Source organism: Syntrophobacter fumaroxidans MPOB (assembly GCF_000014965.1).
In the GTDB taxonomy this organism is placed as follows: domain Bacteria; phylum Desulfobacterota; class Syntrophobacteria; order Syntrophobacterales; family Syntrophobacteraceae; genus Syntrophobacter; species Syntrophobacter fumaroxidans.
This window is the reverse complement of record NC_008554.1, coordinates 910,253-929,335: the sequence shown is the minus strand read 5'-3', so window position 1 is coordinate 929,335 and position 19,083 is coordinate 910,253. Positions and strand designations below refer to the sequence as shown.

The window sequence follows — 19,083 nt, the reverse complement described above, 5'->3', positions numbered from 1 at the left end:
GCCTAGAACGCCTGCCCGATGCTGAAGTGAACCTGGAAGGGGCTGAAAAAGTCTCCCTCGGGCGGATTCAGCGCGTAGCCGAAATCGAGTCGCAGAGGTCCGACAATCGTATTGTACCGGATTCCGCAGCCGGCGGAGTAACGCAGATCGTCCCAGAGGATCTCGAAGCTGCTGGAATAGACGTTGCCGAAATCGAAGAAGAGCACGCCATCGAATTCCTTGTAGACCGGGAATCGCCACTCAAGGCTCCCTTCCACCAGGGTCATGCCCCCGATGGGATTCCCGTCCCCGTCCAGGGGACCCAGACGCTGATAGGGATAGCCCCTGACGCTGTCCGTGCCGCCTGCAAAAAACCGTTTGAAAATCGGAATATCGGGGGTCCCTTCCATCGGCCGGATGCCTCCCCACTTGAGCTTGGCGGCCAGCACGCCGAAATCCCGCACGGGAACGTAGCCCCTCCCCTCCAGTGTGAACTTGACGAATTCCACGTTCGAGCCCAACTCGGCGGAGGCAACTTCGAGATTGGGCAGCACGCGCCACCCCTTCTTCGGGTTCAGAGTGTTGTCCACTTTCTCCCACACCACTCCGCCGAGGAACGAGGAGACGAAGTACTCCTCCTGTTCCTGATCCGCGGCGCTCAGTGCGGGGGCGTCCAGCTTGACGTCCAGCAGCCGGTTCGCTTCCAGGTCATGCCCGATGAAAGTGGAGAGGGTATCGGTCCATTTGTAGTTGAGCACGGGTTTCAGGTAAAATTTACGATTCTCGTAGGATTCCTGGTCTTCGTGCAGACCGCCTCCCTCGACGGTCAGTGTGCTGCGCGGGTAGAGAAAATATGGCTGTACGAACTTGGTTTCGGCCAGCTGAACCAGTGAGCTGGCCTTCATGTTGACCTGCAGCCGCCGGCCATCCCCCAGGAAGTTTCGGATTTCCCATTGAGCCTGACCCCGAAACTGATCCTCCGTTCCGTAACCGGCACCCACCCGGATCGTCTGGGGCTTCGATTCCTTGACCAGAACTCGAACCGGAAGCACCGTCTCGTTCGTGTCGAGCTTCTCCACCGTGAAATCAACCAACTGGAAGAGGTCGAGGTTGAACAGCCGTTGCTGCGTCTCCTGCACCTTCGCGGCGCTGAATCGTTCGCCCTGGTGGAAGGTGAATTCCCGCAGAATGACCTCGTCGGAGACTTGCTCGTTTCCCTCTATCTTCACGGCGCCGAAAAAACACACCGGGCCCCGCGTGACGTCGACGGAGACCACGCCCGTATTGCTCTTTTTGTCGAGCCTGGCCCTGACGTCGATGCGCACCTTAGGAAATCCCCAGTCGGAGAAGTGGAGCAGCACCCGTTTCTCGATATCCTCGTAAGCGGGAATGGTGAAACGATCGCCTTCACGCAGGGGCAGCACCGAAACGACTTCCCTGTGCCAGGGACCGGAAGACGCCCCGTCGACCACCAGGTTCATCCTGGACACCGTCATCGGCGGCCCCTCTTCGACCCTGATCAGGAGACGGACCTCGCTCCGGAAAACCCGCTGCACCTCGTGATGGACCCGGGCGTGGTAGAATCCGTGACTCACAAGATACTTCTCGAGTCGCTCGATATCCTCGGCCAGTGTCTTTTCTTCCAGGGGCGCCTTGGTGAACCATCCGAACTTCTTTTCCCTGGTGACGAGCACTTTTTTCAGTTCGGCGGGGGAAAAGGAATGCAGACCTTCAAACCGGATGACTCGCACCTGGAGCGGGGAGACGGGCTCGGATCGGGATTCGCCGGCGTGGAGCACACACCCGGCCACGAGCACAACGATGCACAAGGTTCTGGTAAGAAACTGCGGTCTCAAAAGGGATGTACTCCACAAGACCGGGGTTGGCGCGCACAGCGAATCTCGGCGCCGGTCCCGACGGCGGTTCGTCTCACGACCCTCGAAAACGCACGACCGCCCGGTCCGGGAACAAGAGCCCATCGGACCGAGTGATCCGGCGCGCGTTCGCGCTTCTTCTCGAGGGTTGCCATACGGTTTCCGGGAGGCGGGGATTGCCGGACGTCAGCGCATCTGCTTGAGTTTTTTTTCGGCAGCCTGGGCCTGCGGGGTTCCGGGATACTTCTCTACCAGGCGTTCGTACAGGATCCGCGCTGCCGTGGAATCGCCCAACTGCTGAAAGGCAGTCCCCTGCTTGAGCAGGGCGTTGGGCACTTTGTTCCCGCGCGGATACTGGTCCAGGACCTGCTGATAGACTTCGATGGCGTCCTGATAGCGTTTTTCCGAGAAGTAGCATTCCCCCACGGTGAAGAGTGCATTGTCGGCGAGCTCGGATTTCGGATATTTCGAAAGGAAGCTCTGGAATTCTTTCCTGGCGACTTCATATTTTCCCGATTGGTAAGCCCGGGTGGCTTTTTCGTACTGGATCTTCTCCGGGTTCTCCCGCTCGGGGGGAGGCGTCACAGGCGGAGGAGGTGCGGGGGCGGGCGGCGGTGGAGGGGACACGGCGACCGGGGGCGGTGCCGACCCGTGGTCCGGCGGAGGCGAAGCTGCCGTGGCCGGAGGAGAGGCGGCTGCCCTGCTCAGCTGCTCGATCTTGTGCTCGAGCTCTTCGATGCGCCCGTTGAGCCGCCCGACTCTCACCTGCAGTTCTTCGATCCGGGCGTACAAGTCCCCGCCTTTGTGGGACTGGGCGTCGAAACCTTCCAGACGCCGTTCCATTTTTTCCTGACGGTCGTAAAGGATCGTCATGCTCTGCTGGAGGGTGGACGTTTCCTGGGTGGAGGCACATCCGCCGCAGGTGCCGACAACACACAGGAAGACGAGTATCCCAGCAAACCTGAAGAAATTGCCCCTCATACCTTCCCCTTTTCTCGCCCGGGGTTCCGCGCCCTCTTGCCCGCTCTGCCCCGCGCGGAACCCGTGAGCCGTGGCTTTCCGTTCGCCGCCGGACATCCACGCCGTGTTGCGATGCGCGTCGTTCACGCACCGCTCGGACCGTGTCCGGCCTTTTTGCGGAAACTCGACGCCCGTCCGGGCCGCGCGCGGGTGAACCCGGAGCCGGTCCGGACAGGCTGACCGCCGAAACTTCTAGAAGTTCAGCACGAAATGCGCCCGTCTGTTCTTCGCCCATGAAGCCTCGTCATGACCCATGGCGGCGGGACGCTCCTTCCCGTAACTGACGGAAGTCAGATTTTGAATCGACAACCCCGAATTCCTGATGTATTGGAGAGCACTGTTGGCCCGCCTTTCACCGAGAGCGAGGTTATATTCCGTCGTGCCGCGCTCGTCGCAATGCCCTTCGACGGTGACCCGCACCCTCGCGTAGCGCTTCAGAAACGAGATCTTCTCGTCCAGGATGCGCTTTGCCGGTTCGGTCAGCACGTAGGAATCATAATCGTAGTATATGTCCTGGTTTTCGAAAGCCGCCCTTCTGTTCTCGAATTCCCTTATTTCTTCCGGGGTGTTCAATCCGAGCTCCCTGTACTTGGCCTGGTTCATACCTCCCATGTCGCCCGAGCCGAATCCCCCGCCCATGGCCGCGCCTTCACCGCCCATGGCTCCACCGGAAGAAGCGGGCTTCTTCTGACATGCGGCCATCCCGCCAATGAGCACCAGGATCAACAGAATTCTGCACAGACTTCCGCAACTCAATCTCATCCTAATCCTCCCTCACTTTTTCAAGAATGTCAGCGCCCACTCATGCGGGGCGACCAGTCGGGCAACTCCTGTCCTCCCCCCTGTCGAGTGAGCCGCCTGACGCCGATTCCATTCACTGATGAGACCCAGATGGCCGAACCGCCCTGCCTGGTTGAGCTGAACGCAATCATGCGTCCGTCCGGGGACCACGTCGGCGAAACATCGTCTCCGTCGCCGTCGGTCAACTGGCGATTGCCGCTGCCGTCGGTCTTCATGATGAAAATGTGGTGCCTGCCTCCCACCGTGCCGCTGTAGGCGATAAAGTCTCCCTTGGGCGACCAGCTCGGCGAGGTGTTGTAGGTTCCACTGAACGTCAGTCTTCTTTTCTGGCCGCTCCCCACATCGATCGCGTAGATCTGGGGATTTCCCGACTCATCGGAAACGAAAGCCAGGCTTCTGCCGTCCGGCGACCAATCCGGGGATACATTGATCGAACGCCCCTGTACCAGCTTCTGGAGAATCTGGCCTGAAGAGGCGGACACCAGGAAAATGTCGGGATTGCCGTCCCTGGTCAGGGTCACGGCCAATTCGGGCCTGCCCGGACGCCAGGCCGGCGAAATGTTCATGCCGGGATAACCGCATAACAGGCGGCTCGATCCGTCCTGCAGATTCAGCAGGTAAATCTTGGCATTGCCGTCGCGGTAGCTGACGTAGGCGATCTGGCTCATCTGCGGGTTCCAGGCGGGCGACAGGCTCAGCGAGTTGTCGCGAGAGGCCTGAACCGGATTGCTCCCGTCAAAATCCGAGATGAAAATTTCCTTGTTCTTCCCCATGCTCTGGACATAGGCGATCTTCGTGTCGAAAACCCCTCTTTCGCCCGTCAGGGCATAAAGGATTTCATCGGCAAAGCGGTGGATCATTGCGCGCCATCCCCTGACGTCCCCCTCGTAGGCCTTGGCGATGACCGGCCGACCTGCGGCCACATCGAAAAGGCGGGCCTCAATCTTGACCGTTCCGCCCTGAACCAGGTAGTTCCCGCGCACCATGTAATCCGCGCCGAGCCGCCTCCAGTCCGGGAACTTGATCTCCGGAGCATTCAATCCCATGGTCTGCGGATCCTCCAGGAACCCTTTGGGATCGAGGGGGCGGAAGATTCCCGAGAAATCGAGATCGCCCGCGAGGGTTTCGCCCATCTCGCGGGCGAGTTGCGTTTGCTCCGAGGACTGGCGTTTGAAATCGGGAATCGCGATGGCGATTCTCTGAAAGTTGGGGTTGGTGAGATCCAATTCGAAGCGTTGGGCTTGTGCGTGCGCCAATCGGCTCATACCCACCGCCAAAACGGGCAGAATAAGGAGCAGGCGCAACCATGGCCGACAATGTCTCCAACAGAACATGGCTTGAAACGATCCTTTTCTGAAGATCATCGATCAAGATAATCCTTCCGGCCTGAAATTGATGACGAATTCTATTCTCGGACTTGTGTAGGTCTCGGGAATCGGGGGAAGAGGCGCGGCTTTGCGGACCGCCCTCACGCACGCCTCGTCAAAGAGGCCGTTGCCCGAGGGTTTCTCCACCTGCAGATCGAGCACCCGTCCGTCCCGGCTCACCGCTATCAGGAGCCTGGCCTCAAGACGCGTGCTCTTGAGCGAATCCAGGATCGACCACTGGGAGTTGATCGCGTTCTTGACCTGGTTTGCGTACAGAGCCAGCAAGGCGGAAGCAACCCGCCCGCCGTCGGCCTTTCCCGACGCTTCGGGGTTGCCGCGCGCTGTGGTGTCGGCCGTTCCCCCGGCATGTCCGTCCACGGCGCCACGGGGATTGCCCTGTGCCGGATTTTCCTGGGTCGAGGACGGTTTGACCCTGGCCTGTCGCTGTTCCTGTGGAGCGGCCGACGGTTCCTGGCTCGACGCCTGGGCAGCCTGGGCGGGTTTTGCGGGTGCCTTGGGCTTGGGAATCAGCTTTTCCAGGCTCTTTTCCACCGACATCGAGGCGGGAGCGGTCTCCGCAACCTTGGGAATATCGCGGGATTCGATTTTCTTGATTTCCGGTTCGGTCTTCTTGACCGGATCTTCCATGCGCAGCCGCCTGATCGGGACCATCGGCCCCGGCTTCGCAGTCGGAACCGGCTTGGCGGCCTCCTGAGTCCGCGGCCCTTCGGCTCCCTTGGTCTGAAGCCCCTTCTTCGGAGCCGCTCCGGCGACATCCTGCATGGAGACCAGATTGACCGTCGTGAAAGCGGGAGCGACACCCTTTTTCGGTATATGCCAGGAGACCGCCACCGCCAGCACAATCACACCAATGTGTACGAGAATGGAGCCCCCCACACCGGTGAGGAACTCTCCCTTCGACAACCTGCGAGGTGTACAAGTCAAAGATTCCATGTACACTCCTTCTGAACCTCACAAGACGGTTCTTCTTTTCGGACACCCGTCAACCCGGATACCGCCCGCGCACGGAGCGCGGTCCGGCCCTCATCGATTGTGTCCATCAGAACACCGCACACGCCGCGTAATCTAACACAGGAACTCCGAAATACAATAAAATCCGGCAAACCAACGTCTCTCGGGCACCCACATGAAAAAAGTTTTATCCCGTTCACCGTTGTGTGGATTTTATCGGCCCCTTGAGCGGTTCGGTGACCATCCCGATCTGGTCTATTCCCGCCTGCCGTATCGTCCCCATGACCTGGACCACAAACCCGTACGGTATCTGCTCATCGGCGCGAAGGAAGACGCCCTTGTGCTCCTGACGATTCTGATAGATGGCGGCCAGTTTCGTCCCCAGGGACGCAATGTCCACCGCATTGTCGTTGATGTAGATCCGCTTGTCCTGCGTGACCGTGACCATCAGGCGCTCATCCTCCGAAGGAATGGCCGGCGCCGACGATTCCGGAAGCTTCACGTCGATGCCCTGAGTCATCATCGGAGCGGTCACCATGAATATGATCAACAGCACCAGCATCACGTCCACAAATGGCGTGACGTTTATCTCGGAGAGCATCCCCTTGGATTCACCGCCGTTCGCCTGCATGCTCGTCCCTCCACCGATCGGAAATCCGTCAACCCCGGCTAGTCCTGCGCGGCAGCACGCTGCTGTTCCGACAGCGACTCTTCCTGTCTTCCCCTGCGCATCAGGTCTCTCTTCAGAATATTGAGGAAGTCCGCGGCAAAATGACTCATCTCGATTTCAATCATCTTGATCCGGTTTGCAAAGTGGTTGTATGCGACCACCGCGGGGATCGCCGCGGCGAGGCCCATGGCCGTGGCCACGAGCGCCTCGGAAATGCCCGGGGCAACCACCGCGAGATTCGCGGAGCCCTTCAGCCCGATTTCGTGAAAACTGGTCATGATTCCCCACACCGTTCCGAACAGGCCGATGAACGGAGCGGTGCTGCCGGTGGTCGCCAGCAGCGGCAGAAAACTCTCGAACCGCTGCCGCTCCGCCATGATGCCCCCGCGAATGGCGCGATCCACGTTCTCGAGCACAACCTCGGGGTTCGTGGACAGCTCCTGCAGATTCTTCGTCTCCAGCGATTTGCCCAAGCGGTTCAATTCCGCATACCCGATGCGGAAAATCTGGGCCAGATGGCTCTCATCGAGCGGCTCGCTTTCACGGTAGAGCGTCGAATAGTTCTTCCTCTGCCGGAAGTAGTTCACGAAAAGTTCGGACTCCTTCTGAGCGCGTCGCACCAGCCGCGCCTTGAGGAGAATGATACACCAGCAGGCGATCGACAACACCACGAGGGACACCATGATGAATTTCACCATGGGACCGGCGTTGCGAACCATGTCGAAAAACCCGTCCGCATTTCTCTGGTAAGGTGCATTCACGACATCCGAAGCAGCCAAAGCCACACTGGTCCATATGTGTGTCATCGCATTCATTCCTTACGAGTGCCATCCGCCGTCCAGGGCGGCCATGATGGCCTCGAACGCCCTGGTGGCGCGTTCGCAGATGTGAAGGTCCGTAGTTCTCCGAGTAAGCTCCGAATCCATTGGATTGATTTCAAGAATAAAGGCCCCCCTGCTTTTGGCCACGAGGGGCAGCTGGGAGGCCGGCGCGACACTGGCCGAAGTGCCGACGATCATCATGAAGTCGCACTTCTGGGCCGCATTCAGCGCGGAGCGATAGGCCTGCGGGGGAATGTCCTCGCCAAAGAACACGATCTCCGGGCGCAACGCATTGCCGCACGCGCAGGCAGGGGGCAACGTCGCCAGCGAAACCGATTCGCGCGCATACACCTTTTGACAGCGATCGCACCGGAGCGAGCGGTTGTGCCCGTGGAACTCGATAACGTTCTTGCTGCCCGCACGCTGGTGAAGGCTGTCTATATTCTGGGTCACGAGTTCCTTGACGATGCCCCGCTTCTCGAGGTCGGCCAGGGCGAGGTGCGCGAAATTGGGCCGTGCCTGCCTCAACACCGCATCCATCTCCGTAAGCATCGTCCACACTTTCGCCGGATTCGCCCGAAAGGAGCCGATATAACCGTATTCCGCGGGATCGTACTTGGACCAGAGGCCGTCTTTGCTTCGAAAGTCCGGGATCCCGCTTTCCACCGAGATTCCAGCCCCTGTCAATACGACCGTGTATCGACTGCGAAGAAGAAGTTCGGCGGTTTTTTCATACTGCTTCATAATCCTCCAAAAATCTTGAATTTTTAATGCCTTATCAGCAGAGTATCGTAATTCGGTCGATCACCCTTGTCAAGCATAACCTGCTATCATCGCGCATCCATTCAGGATTCGAGGAAACCGTCATCCGCCCCCCCAATGTCGAAAGCGACCCGGGCGCCCACTGCATCGATGCTACCTGTTGATCTTGAGCACCTGCCCCACTTTCACTCGGTCGCCCTTGATCCCGTTCCACCGCCGCAGATCCGCGGAGCTCACCTCATAGCGTTCGGCTATCCCGCTCAGAGTCTCCCCCCTTGCCACCTTATGCGAGACGATCCTGCGCGAAACATCCTTGTGAGAGACGCTCGCGGGAGGCGAAGGCGCGACCGCCGGCAACCGATTCGCTCTCAGGGCTTGAATTCGAGCCTCGACGTCGGGTCCCTTTCCTTCGGGCACCTTTATCCTGTGGGTCCCCGAAGGGATGGTATCCGATGTGAAGGCGGGGTTGAGCCTTTTGATCTGCCTGTAAGTCGTCCCCGCGCTCTCCGCCAGCGCCTGGACCGGAACCGGGCACGTGGTGTTCACGCTCACATGATCCACACGGAAAGGAGGATATCCTCCGCCTTTGGGCAAAACGTATCCGTACTTTTCCGGCCGGCTCAGAACTTCCTTTATGGCCAGAATCCGAAACACGTATCGTTCGGTCTCCAAAGGCAGCTTCAACTGATAGTAACTGCCGACTTTCTGCCTCGCCATTTCGTCCTGGACTCTTTTTTCTCCGCAATTATAGCCGGCGGCGGCCAGCGTCCAGTTGTCAAAAAGTCTGTGAAGGTCCGAGAGATATCGGAACGCGCCTGACGTCGCCAGTTCGAAATCACATCGCTGGTCCAGCCCGGTCGATTGATTCAAACCGTATCTGAGGCCCGTGCTCGAGATGAACTGCCATGGGCCGACGGCACCCGCGGAAGACACCGCGGTAGTATTCAGGTCGCTTTCGGCCACGGCCAGGTATTTGAGGTCGTCGGGCAGTTTGTGCATCGCCAGTTGGTGCTCCACCCAGGGGAAATACCTTTCCATCCGTTTGAGCCAGAGATAAACCTGCGAATGGGCATACACCACGATGGTGAACTCCCTGTCAAACCGCTCGCGAACCTCCTGGTTGTCCAGGGGAACCGGCTCGCCGCAGAACTCGGCATATGAGGGCGGAGCAAAATAGGGAACGACGTAAGGAGCCGCAGCCGCCGGAACGACCGCGGGAACGGGAGCGGTCGGAGCGGGGGGAGCAACCGCCGCGGGCGCCGGGGCGGGTTCCGCGTGTTCTTTCACGTCGATGGCCTGCCTCCTGAAGGTCAAACCGTTTTCCTGTGCGGCGCCTCCCGAAACGTATTCCCCGTGCCCCCTGGTGAAATGCCCGATCCAGGGGACCAGCAGCAGCATGACGACGGCAATCCAGCAACTCCTCTCGCTGATCATAAAATCCCCTTCCGTGAGAAAGTGCGCCCGTCCTACAAGCGCAAGCCGGGCCCCGCGGCCTTTGACCGCATTCCCGCGTGCGCGGAAGCCACGATGACAACCCTCCTATCACACATCGCCTGTCCCTCCGTCCAAGGCCCTTTGACGGCCCCGGGAAAGGCCCGCGTCATTGCAGTCCCGGCCAGGGAGCTCAGGCCAAGCGTCGGGACAATTCGAGAAAACATCGCCGAAAATCCGCGTCTCGGCAAGCGTCATTTCCAGTCGCGGCATTCACCACGCGTGATCCGCCCCTTGCGCGACGCGGCGCCCGCATCCCGCAAAGGCGGCTCGTGGGCCGGGCACGGCAGTCGTCTGCGGGAGGAGAAGAAACCCAGGCAACAACTCATTCGGAGAGCAGCCGGTTTCCCGCCACGGCATCTTGATCCGGACTTTGCCACACGGTGCTCCACCTCACATCGAAAGCTCCCATGTCCCGCCGCCGTCTCGACCTACTTTCCCGCCACGGCGTTCTTCTTGTATTCGGCATAGTGTTTCATCACCTTCATGAGGTAGAGCCGTGTTTCCCTGTACGGCGGCACCCCCCGGCAGCGCTTCACCGCTTCGGGTCCGGCATTGTAGGCGGCCAGCGCCAGCGGCATATTGTTCTTGAACCTGGTCAGCAGCGACTTCAAATAGCGGGTCCCGCCGTGGATGTTCTCCTCGGGATTGAAAGGATGCCGAACTCCCATCTCCAGGGCGGTGGAAGGCATCAGTTGCATGAGCCCGACGGCCCCCCGTGGGGATACGGCTCGGCAATCGAAATTCGATTCGGTTTTGATGACCGCTTTGATCAGCCGGTGATCGACCGCATAGCGCACGCTGACGTTACGAATATGGATGTCATAATGGGATTCGCCGTCGCGGAGTGACCCGATCAGAGGATCGAGCATATCGGCATCGTATGGAAAATAGATCAGACCCAGCAAACCGCACAGGGTGATCGTAACCAGCCACACTCGCCGCACCGCGGGCAGGCCGGACCCCGGGGCGAAACGCTTCGCCGTGGTTTTATCTTCCCGTCTTTTCCTAATTTCCGGACAGCCGAGGCAGAGACTTGAAATGTTGGTTTCCTCCCTATACACTGAAATTGCAGCTGCATGCCGACGAGCGGACAAACGATGAACGACTCTTCCCGAAAAATCGAAGACCTGACGTTTCTGGGACGACCGGTCTGCGTCCTCTGTGTGGATGTGAGCCGAGAACGGATGCCCGCGTTTTATCCGCTTCTCCAGCAGGGCTTCGTCCTGGAGAACCGCGGCGATTATACCGTAAAAATGTTTTTGAGCGAAGTCCTGCACCTCCCCCCGGAATATATTGAAAACCGAATTCAGACGGTCTTCCTGGACGGCAAGGTGGTGGACGATCTCGATTCGGAGGTCCCCGCCGACCGCGCGGTGCTCGCGCTTTCCGCGGCAATGCCCGGCCTCGCCGGTGCGGTCCTGCGCAGGAACACGCCATATGGTGCCTTTCGCCCCTCGATCACTTCGCGGCAAAACGCCACCCGCATGAAGGGTTTCACCGGGATTCTCTTCGTCAAGCTTTTCAACCTGATTGCACGCGATCTCGGACCCGCCTTGTTCGAGCGCGGCCTGATGTTCGATTCGGAAAGCATCAGGTCCTTTTTCGACTCGCCGCCGGTGGACTCGCCAAAATGTTTCAATCGCATCCATGCGAACGGCGTCCCCGTGACTCCGGATTTTCCTTGCGGATGTCGCTGTTTGCAGGACCAATACGTCATGCTCAGGGTTGTCTCAGGCGGCTGAGCAGTCCGGACCCGTCATGAAATCCTTGACCCCGGACCCTTGCCGTGCAACTGTTGAGCTGATCGAACGGGTGAGTCGTTCGCCCCGTCAGGCGTTCACCGATGATCCAGAACCGGACCGCAGCAGCATGAAACCATTCCTGTCCCATGCCGCTGCTGCAATCCCCGGTGTTTTCGCCGGAGCCGCACTGCTCACGTTCCTCCAACCCGAGGAGTGAATGGATATGCTGAAGACCTACTGGCCCGACGACTATCTTTCAAAATCGCGCACCACGACCGAAGCGATCCAAATGATCCAGCCCGGTCAGCGGGTATTTATCGGGACTTCGTGCGGCGAACCGCAGCACCTCGTCAGGGAATTGGCCCGGCAGTACAGGAACTTCACGGATATTGAGATCGTGCGGTTGTTGAGCCTGGAGACTTCACCGCTTACCCTGATCGCCGGCGAATCTTCCTCTCAGTCCTTCACCATCAGGTCTTTCTATTCGGGGTCCACGATTCCCGAGAGCATGGTCAGGAATCGCCGATTTTTCACACCCATCAACCTGTCGGCGATTCCGCACCTGTTCGAGAGCAGGCAGATTCCGGTTCACGTGGCCATGATCCAGGTTTCGCCCCCCGATGATTTCGGGTGGATGAGTCTCGGCATATCCGTGGACATCACCCTTTCCGCCGCGCTGTCGGCCGACCTGGTGATCGCCCAGGTGAATTCGCGGATGCCCCGCGTGCTCGGACAGAGCTTCCTGCACGTCAATGACGTCGACGTCATCGTCGAACACGAGGAGGATTTGCTGACGACGGCCGCTTTCGAGCCTCTGCAGGCCTCCTGGACCATTGCCGAATACGTGTCGAAGCTCGTCCCCGACGGCTCGACCATCCAGATAGGAGTCGGGTCGACCCCTCAGGCCGTGCTCCATGCGCTTTCCGACAAGAACGACCTCGGGGTTCACACTCAGGTCGTCACCGACGGCTTCATGGAACTGGTCTCCAAAGGGGTCATCACGAATCGCAGCAAAGGCGTGAACGACGGGAAACTGGTGGCCAGTTTCGCCATCGGAACGAAGGACCTCTATGAATTCCTGCACGACAACCCCGGCATCGAATTTCATCCCTCCGATTACGTGAACAACCCCGTCGTCATCGCCGGGCATAACGGGATGGTTTCCCTCAATGTGGCCACCATCATGGACCTGACCGGTCAGGTCGCGGTGGATGCCCGACCGTTCAACTATTTTACGGGAGTCACCGGAATGCTGGACTTCCTCAGGGGGGCCACGCAATCGCCCAACGGCAAATCGGTGCTGATGCTTCCTTCCACGTCAAGGGACGGGAAGCTCAGCCGCATCGTGCCGATGCTCAGCGACATGGCGGTGGTTGTTCCCCGAAGCGACGTGTACTACGTCGTGAGCGAATTCGGCGCCGTGAATCTCTTCGGCAAGAGCCTCCAGGAGCGGGCCGTGGCCATGATCAGCCTGGCTCATCCGGACTTCCGAGACGAATTGTTCTTCAACGCGCAGAAGGCCGGCCTGATCGGCACCGAACGCACCCTCAAGGAATCCATCCACGCCGTCTATCCCCTGAAACTGGAAGAAATCACCAAAGTTGACGGAATCGAGGTCACCATCAGGCCGATCAAACCGGTGGACGAGCGCCGGCTGCAGGAACATTTTTACAACCTGGACAAGACGGACGTCATATCAAGGTTTTTCCACAAGAAGACGACGTTCGTCCGAGACGACGTCGCGACCATGTACCAGATCGATTACGTCCGGGAAATGACGATCGTGGCGGTGACGGGCGAATTCGGCTTCGGCAGGATCATTGCCGTCGGCGGGTACGTGCTCGATCCCAAACAGAATATGGCCGAGGTGGCGTTCTCCGTATCCAAGGACTGGCAACGCAAAGGACTCTCCCGGCTCATCATGAGGAAGTTGATCGAAGCGGCTCGCGGAAGCGGCATCGGCGGCTTCACGGCGTACACTTCGGTCAACAACCGCTCCATGATAGGCTTGTTCCGAAGCCTGCCCTACAATGTGACAACCGCTTACGAAGAAGACATGATCGTGATGAACTGCAGGTTCGACAATCCGAAGGTCCCCGCCAACTCCGCTGAAACGCGGTGAAACGGGATCCCGGGCACTGCGGCGACGACTTCGCACCATTCGTAACCAGCGCCGCAGGGAGTGTTGTGCATTTATAAATAGATCGTCGGATTGGGATGATCGCACAGTTTAGTGTTGACACCCTATTTTCCACTTGCTAATTTATAATCGAAATGTCAGATTCCAGTTATCCCCTGCGGTTCAGAATCTTCTTCTCACTTACTCTCCATTTTTTGAACTCGTTGAGCTGTTGAAGCCTAAGCGTAATATCTCCTCTTCGTTGGGCGTGTTTTCCACTCGTGCCTGCGAACGGTGTTCGGAAGCCGTCCCCGGCCGGGTGTTATGGCAATAACCATTGTAAGCCATAAGGAGGGACTCTGATGGCAGGCAACATTTTTCCCGTTCCCGAGTCGTGGGCCAAGTCGGCATTCTGCGACAATGAGACGTATTTGAAGATGTATGAGCAGTCGGTCAAGGATCCAGAGGGATTCTGGGGGGAACACGCGAAGCGCATCGACTGGTTTCAGCCGTGGACGAAGGTAAAGAGCGGTTCCTTCGAAGGAGACGTCCGGTTCAAGTGGTTCGAGAACGGCAAGCTCAACGTAGCCTACAACTGCCTTGACCGGAACCTCGCCAAGCGGGGCGATCAGGTGGCCATCATCTGGGAAGGTGACGACCCGAAGGTGAGCAAGTACATCACCTATCGCGAGCTCCACGACCAGGTCTGCCGTTTTGCGAATGTGCTGAAGGCACAGGGCTTGAAAAAAGGCGACCGGGCGACCATCTATCTTCCCATGATCCCCGAGCTTGCGGTGGCGATGCTGGCCTGCGCCCGCATAGGCGTAGTCCATTCCATCGTATTTGCCGGTTTCTCTCCGGAATCTCTGGCCGGGCGTATCCTGGACTGCGGCGGCAAAGTGGTGATCACGGCCGATGAAGGACTGCGCGGCGGCAAGCCGATTCCATTGAAGGAAAACACCGAGGAAGCCCTCAAGAAGTGTCCGGATGTCCAGAAAGTCATCGTCGTCAAACACACCGGCGGGAAGGTTCCGGTGGTGCCTGGGCGAGACGTCGACTGGACCGAGGCGATCAAGGCTGCGTCCCCCGACTGTCCGCCGGAAGTCATGGACGCCGAGGACCCCCTCTTCATTCTCTACACTTCCGGTTCCACCGGCAAGCCCAAGGGTGTTCTGCACACCACGGGCGGCTACCTGGTATATACGGCTCTGTCGCACCAATATGTCTTCGACTATCACGACGGGGACATCTACTGGTGTACGGCCGATATCGGCTGGGTCACGGGCCACAGCTACATCATTTACGGGCCGCTGGCCAACGGCGCCACGACGGTCATGTTCGAAGGCATCCCGAACTATCCGGACTGGTCCCGGTTCTGGAACGTGGTCGACAAGCACAAGATCAACATCTTCTACACCGCTCCAACGGCGATTCGAGCGCTGATGCGCCAAGGCGAAGCCCCCGTGAGGGCGACGTCCCGCAAGTCGCTGAAACTGCTCGGGACCGTCGGGGAGCCGATCAACCCCGAAGCCTGGCTCTGGTATTACAACAACGTGGGCGAGCAGCGGTGCCCCATCGTCGATACATGGTGGCAGACGGAAACGGGCGGCATCCTCATCACTCCCCTGCCCGGCGCCACCGCGCTCAAACCTGGCTCGGCCACCAGGCCCTTTTTCGGAGTCCAGCCCGCCATCATCGATCCCGAAGGCAAGATGCTCGATGGTCCGGGGTCGGGCTATCTGATCATCAAGGAATCGTGGCCGGGAATGCTCAGGACCGTGTACGGCGATCACGAACGCTTCAAACAGACCTACTTCTCCAATTACCCCGGACTCTACTTCACCGGGGACGGGGCACGTCGCGACGAGGACGGCTACTACTGGATCACGGGACGCGTGGACGACGTCATCAACGTGTCGGGGCACCGCCTCGGAACGGCCGAAGTCGAAAGCGCCCTCGTTGCCCATCCCGCCGTGGCGGAATCGGCGGTGGTCGGCTTCCCGCACGACATCAAGGGCCAGGGGATCTACGCCTACGTGACGCTGAAGGCGAACTGGGAACATTCCGATGAGCTCCGCCAGGAACTCGTCAAGTGGGTTCGCAAGGAGATCGGGCCCATCGCCACGCCCGATTACATCCAGTGGGCGCCGGGCCTTCCCAAGACCCGGTCCGGCAAAATCATGCGCCGCATCCTGCGTAAGATCGCCGCCAATGAAATCGACAACCTCGGCGATACGACGACCCTCGCCGAACCGGCGGTGGTGGAAGACCTCATCAAGAATCGCCAGGCGGTCGCCTCGTCCGGCAAGGCGTAGCGTTCGACCGCGGTTCCGGCTCCTGCGAAGGGGGAGGCTCAGGCCTCCCCCGTTTCATTTTCCGTCCGGTGGCGACCCTCTCGGTTGCCTGCGGTGGGCATCCGGAAGAAAACGCCCGCCGCGCGCCTGGGTCTCCCCCCCGGGCCTTGTACAATCTGCGCAGAAAATAGATTCCCGGGTGAGTCTGTTTTCATGCTTCGCGGGTGTCGCAGGGGGCATGGATAATTGCGTTCAAAATGAGTGCATTGCGCGGGCTGGAGGACAAACCCGCGCGAGCGTCTGACCGGTACATCGGTCCGTAGCAACTGTGTTCCTTGTCAACTCGTGAGTCGAGTAGGGTGAGATGCGCCGCAGCGCAGTCCACGGTCACGGCACCCTTGCCCCAGCGCTTCGCGCCGTGAACGACCTGGAGCCGACATGTGGAGCGCCCCATTGAAGAGGCTGGTGGCCGGACGCTTTCGCAGCGATCATGACGAGTGCGGGGGCACGAGGCCCGGCCTGATCGTGGGCACGGAGGAACCGTGCCCACCCTACGGATCCGCACGGTCCGCCGGGTTCCCGACAGTCCCGCCGGCCGGGCGCAACGTCGTGGCGGTGATTGACAATGATATTTGGATGAATATAGGTATAAGCAGTGGCTTCCAGGAATTCCACGCCACAACACACAACGGTACGCACCGGTTCGACGGCATACAAAGATGGAGGGGGTAACGATGGAGGTGCACGAACTGGCCGGGAAAAAAGCTCCCGGGTCCATGCTGACAGACCTTCCCAAGCTCGTTACGGCTTATTATACACTGAGGCCGAACGTTCACGATCCCGCCGAGCGAATCGCTTTCGGAACCTCCGGTCATCGCGGTTCGTCGTTGAGGAGAACCTTCAACGAAGATCATATCGTTGCCGTGACACAGGCCATTTGCGACTACCGGGAAGCCAACGACATCACTGGACCCCTCTTTCTTGTCAAGGACACCCACGCTCTTTCGGAGCCGAGCTTCACCACCGCTCTCGAGGTTCTGGCGGGCAACGGCGTCGATGTGTTCATCCAGGAAGATCTCGGCGTCACGCCGACCCCGGTTGTTTCGCACGCCATTCTTACCTTCAATCGAGAGCGCGACTCCGGCCGCGCCGACGGAATCGTGATCACCCCATCCCACAATCCCCCGGAGGACGGCGGTTTTAAATATAACCCTCCGTCGGGCGGACCCGCCGGCACCGACGTCACCCGATGGGTTGAAGACCGGGCGAACGAAATCCTCAAGGGCGGGAATACCGGCGCGATTCGCATTCCCTATGAAAGGGCGCTCAAGAAGACTTCGACCCGCCGCTGGGATTATGTCGGGCGTTACGTGGACGATCTGCGCAGCGTGCTCGATTTGGAGGCGATCCGAGCCGGGGGCGTCCGCATGGCCGTGGACCCCATGGGCGGCTCTTCCCTGCCGGTCTGGAAATCCGTGGTGGATCGCTACGGCTTGAGCCTCGAAATCGTAAACCCGGTCCTCGATCCCGCTTTCGGGTTCATGACCGTGGACCGCGACGGCAAGATCAGGATGGATTGTTCCTCGCCGTATGCGATGGCAGGCCTCATCCACCTCAAGGAAAGCTACGACGTGGCCTTCGGCAACGATCCGGACGCCGACCGTCACGGCATTGTCACGCGCGGGGCGGGGCTGATGAACCCCAACCACTATCTTTCGGTGGCCATCTGGTACCTGTTTCAGAATCGGCCCGATTGGAACCCCGGCGCAGCCGTCGGCAAGACCCTTGTCAGCAGCGGCATGATCGACCGGGTGGCGGCTCATCTGGGCAAGCGCCTTCTCGAAGTCCCCGTGGGATTCAAATGGTTCGTGGACGGACTCATCGAAGGTTCGTTCGCTTTTGCTGGAGAGGAGAGCGCGGGGGCGTCCTTCCTCAGGAAAACGGGTCGCGTGTGGACCACGGACAAGGACGGCATCATTTTGAATCTTCTCGCCGCGGAGATTGTCGCGAAAACGGGCAGGGACCCCGGCGAGATTTACACGGACCTCACCCGGCGGTTCGGCGAACCTATTTACGAACGCATCGACGCCGCGGCAAACGCCGAGCAGAAGACCGCTCTCTCGCGCCTCTCCCCCGAGCACATCGCCGCGTCCGTTCTGGCCGGCGAACCGATCCTGGCGAAGCTGACCAATGCGCCGGGGAACGGGGCGCCCATCGGGGGCATCAAGGTGATCGCGGAAAACGGCTGGTTCGCGGCCCGGCCGTCGGGCACAGAGGATGTCTATAAGGTCTACACGGAAAGCTTCAAGGGCCGGGAACACCTGCTCAAAATCCAGGAGGAAGCCCGCCGGATCGTGCTCGACGCGTTTCAAGCCGCAGGACTGTGACAACCGGAGCTCGTGCCGGAGCCATCAGAGATGATCGTCTGCCCCCGCTTTTTGTTGTCTCGAGGCGCCTCCGGACGGTTCGACCCAGCCCTGCCCTTGTGTCATGGGCGGCACCTCCGCGCAGTCTTCGGCAAAACGCCTTCCCTCTCAGGACTGCCGCCCGGCGCCGGCGATTCCGCCATGAATAACAGTCCTCGAAGTTTTGGATCCTCATTGCAGACTGATTTTCCGTGATCGTCGATGTGAAAGGGTGTAGACTTTCGAGCATGGAACAACGTCCTATCTATCGAACGCGGCAAACCCCTGAACCGAGGGAGAAACGGTCAATGGATCGCGCGGGAGAGGATTTTTTCGTCAAGGAGTTCCAACGGCGGCGGCGGCGTGTACTCCGGTATTTCGCCTCCTCGACGGCGCTTGTCATCGTGGCCCTGGGGTTGCTCGAGATCTCGGATCATGCACACGGTTTTTTCACTGTCGGAGGCGGGTTCGGGCGTGCCCTTGCCGCTTCTCAGCTCGCGGCGGCCCTGGTGTTCGCGGTGATCGGCTACAATCAGTATCGATGCCCTTCGTGCAGTGAGCTTATCAAGGGGCACGATCGATACTACCTGGGGATCGTTTTCGATCCCGAAGAATGTCCCCGTTGCGGCAAGCCGCTCAAGTGAAGCGACCGGCTCGCCCGAAAAAATCGATTGCCGGACCGACGACGAAGTCTCGGACGCGAAGCGGAGCCCGTGCAGGGCGGGCTTTGGGAGATGATAATCCCGGGATGGGGTTTGTTCGG

Annotated in this window: 15 protein-coding genes; 5 read left to right on the top strand and 10 right to left on the bottom strand. The window is 59.7% G+C overall.

What is annotated here, in order from left to right; all coding sequences use genetic code 11:
- Window positions 1-2 precede the first annotated feature (2 nt).
- The 10 genes from bamA to SFUM_RS03900 all read right to left on the bottom strand — a co-directional run bounded on the left by bamA (window position 3) and on the right by SFUM_RS03900 (window position 10,695).
- A complete protein-coding gene (gene bamA / locus SFUM_RS03950) occupies window positions 3-1,835 on the bottom strand; it encodes an outer membrane protein assembly factor BamA (RefSeq protein WP_011697629.1) in 1,833 nt (610 codons plus the stop codon).
- 204 nt (window positions 1,836-2,039) lie between these two features.
- A complete protein-coding gene (gene ybgF / locus SFUM_RS21360; RefSeq protein WP_011697628.1) occupies window positions 2,040-2,834 on the bottom strand; it encodes a tol-pal system protein YbgF in 795 nt (264 codons plus the stop codon).
- Between the two features lie 231 nt (window positions 2,835-3,065).
- Complete coding sequence (gene pal / locus SFUM_RS03940) at window positions 3,066-3,635, bottom strand: peptidoglycan-associated lipoprotein Pal (protein ID WP_011697627.1); 570 nt, start codon at window positions 3,633-3,635, stop codon at window positions 3,066-3,068.
- Between the two features lie 29 nt (window positions 3,636-3,664).
- Entirely contained in the window at window positions 3,665-5,008 is a 1,344-nt protein-coding gene (gene tolB, locus SFUM_RS03935; RefSeq protein ID WP_041441646.1) for a Tol-Pal system beta propeller repeat protein TolB, read from the bottom strand.
- Between the two features lie 33 nt (window positions 5,009-5,041).
- Window positions 5,042-5,995 carry a cell envelope integrity protein TolA gene (tolA, locus tag SFUM_RS21355; RefSeq protein ID WP_011697625.1) on the bottom strand — a complete coding sequence of 318 codons (954 nt, stop codon included), beginning with the start codon at window positions 5,993-5,995 and terminating at the stop codon, window positions 5,042-5,044.
- Between the two features lie 214 nt (window positions 5,996-6,209).
- Window positions 6,210-6,644, bottom strand: coding sequence for a protein TolR (gene tolR, locus SFUM_RS03925; protein WP_011697624.1), 435 nt, complete (start codon window positions 6,642-6,644; stop codon window positions 6,210-6,212).
- A gap of 38 nt (window positions 6,645-6,682) precedes the next feature.
- Window positions 6,683-7,489, bottom strand: a complete 807-nt coding sequence (tolQ, locus tag SFUM_RS03920) for a protein TolQ (RefSeq protein ID WP_011697623.1) — start codon at window positions 7,487-7,489, stop codon at window positions 6,683-6,685.
- Between the two features lie 12 nt (window positions 7,490-7,501).
- Window positions 7,502-8,248: an SIR2 family NAD-dependent protein deacylase gene (locus SFUM_RS03915; protein WP_011697622.1), complete on the bottom strand. Its 747-nt coding sequence runs from the start codon at window positions 8,246-8,248 to the stop codon at window positions 7,502-7,504.
- A gap of 171 nt (window positions 8,249-8,419) precedes the next feature.
- Window positions 8,420-9,700 carry a lytic transglycosylase domain-containing protein gene (locus SFUM_RS21350; protein WP_049766280.1) on the bottom strand — a complete coding sequence of 427 codons (1,281 nt, stop codon included), beginning with the start codon at window positions 9,698-9,700 and terminating at the stop codon, window positions 8,420-8,422.
- Window positions 9,701-10,188: 488 nt separating this feature from the next.
- A complete protein-coding gene (locus tag SFUM_RS03900; protein WP_208597104.1) occupies window positions 10,189-10,695 on the bottom strand; it encodes a lytic transglycosylase domain-containing protein in 507 nt (168 codons plus the stop codon).
- Between the two features lie 162 nt (window positions 10,696-10,857).
- On the opposite strand from SFUM_RS03900, the gene SFUM_RS03895 reads away from it, so the two are divergent.
- The 5 genes from SFUM_RS03895 (at window position 10,858) to SFUM_RS03870 (ending at window position 18,964) form a co-directional block, all read left to right on the top strand.
- Entirely contained in the window at window positions 10,858-11,502 is a 645-nt protein-coding gene (locus SFUM_RS03895) for a hypothetical protein (protein ID WP_041439784.1), read from the top strand.
- 217 nt (window positions 11,503-11,719) lie between these two features.
- Complete coding sequence (locus tag SFUM_RS03890) at window positions 11,720-13,624, top strand: bifunctional acetyl-CoA hydrolase/transferase family protein/GNAT family N-acetyltransferase (RefSeq protein ID WP_011697617.1); 1,905 nt, start codon at window positions 11,720-11,722, stop codon at window positions 13,622-13,624.
- A gap of 359 nt (window positions 13,625-13,983) precedes the next feature.
- Window positions 13,984-15,936 carry an acetate--CoA ligase gene (acs, locus tag SFUM_RS03885; RefSeq protein ID WP_011697616.1) on the top strand — a complete coding sequence of 651 codons (1,953 nt, stop codon included), beginning with the start codon at window positions 13,984-13,986 and terminating at the stop codon, window positions 15,934-15,936.
- Between the two features lie 713 nt (window positions 15,937-16,649).
- Window positions 16,650-18,302, top strand: coding sequence for a phosphoglucomutase (alpha-D-glucose-1,6-bisphosphate-dependent) (pgm, locus tag SFUM_RS03875; RefSeq protein ID WP_011697615.1), 1,653 nt, complete (start codon window positions 16,650-16,652; stop codon window positions 18,300-18,302).
- A 326-nt stretch (window positions 18,303-18,628) separates the two neighbouring features.
- A complete protein-coding gene (locus SFUM_RS03870) occupies window positions 18,629-18,964 on the top strand; it encodes a hypothetical protein (RefSeq protein ID WP_011697614.1) in 336 nt (111 codons plus the stop codon).
- The last annotated feature ends 119 nt before the right edge of the window (window positions 18,965-19,083 follow it).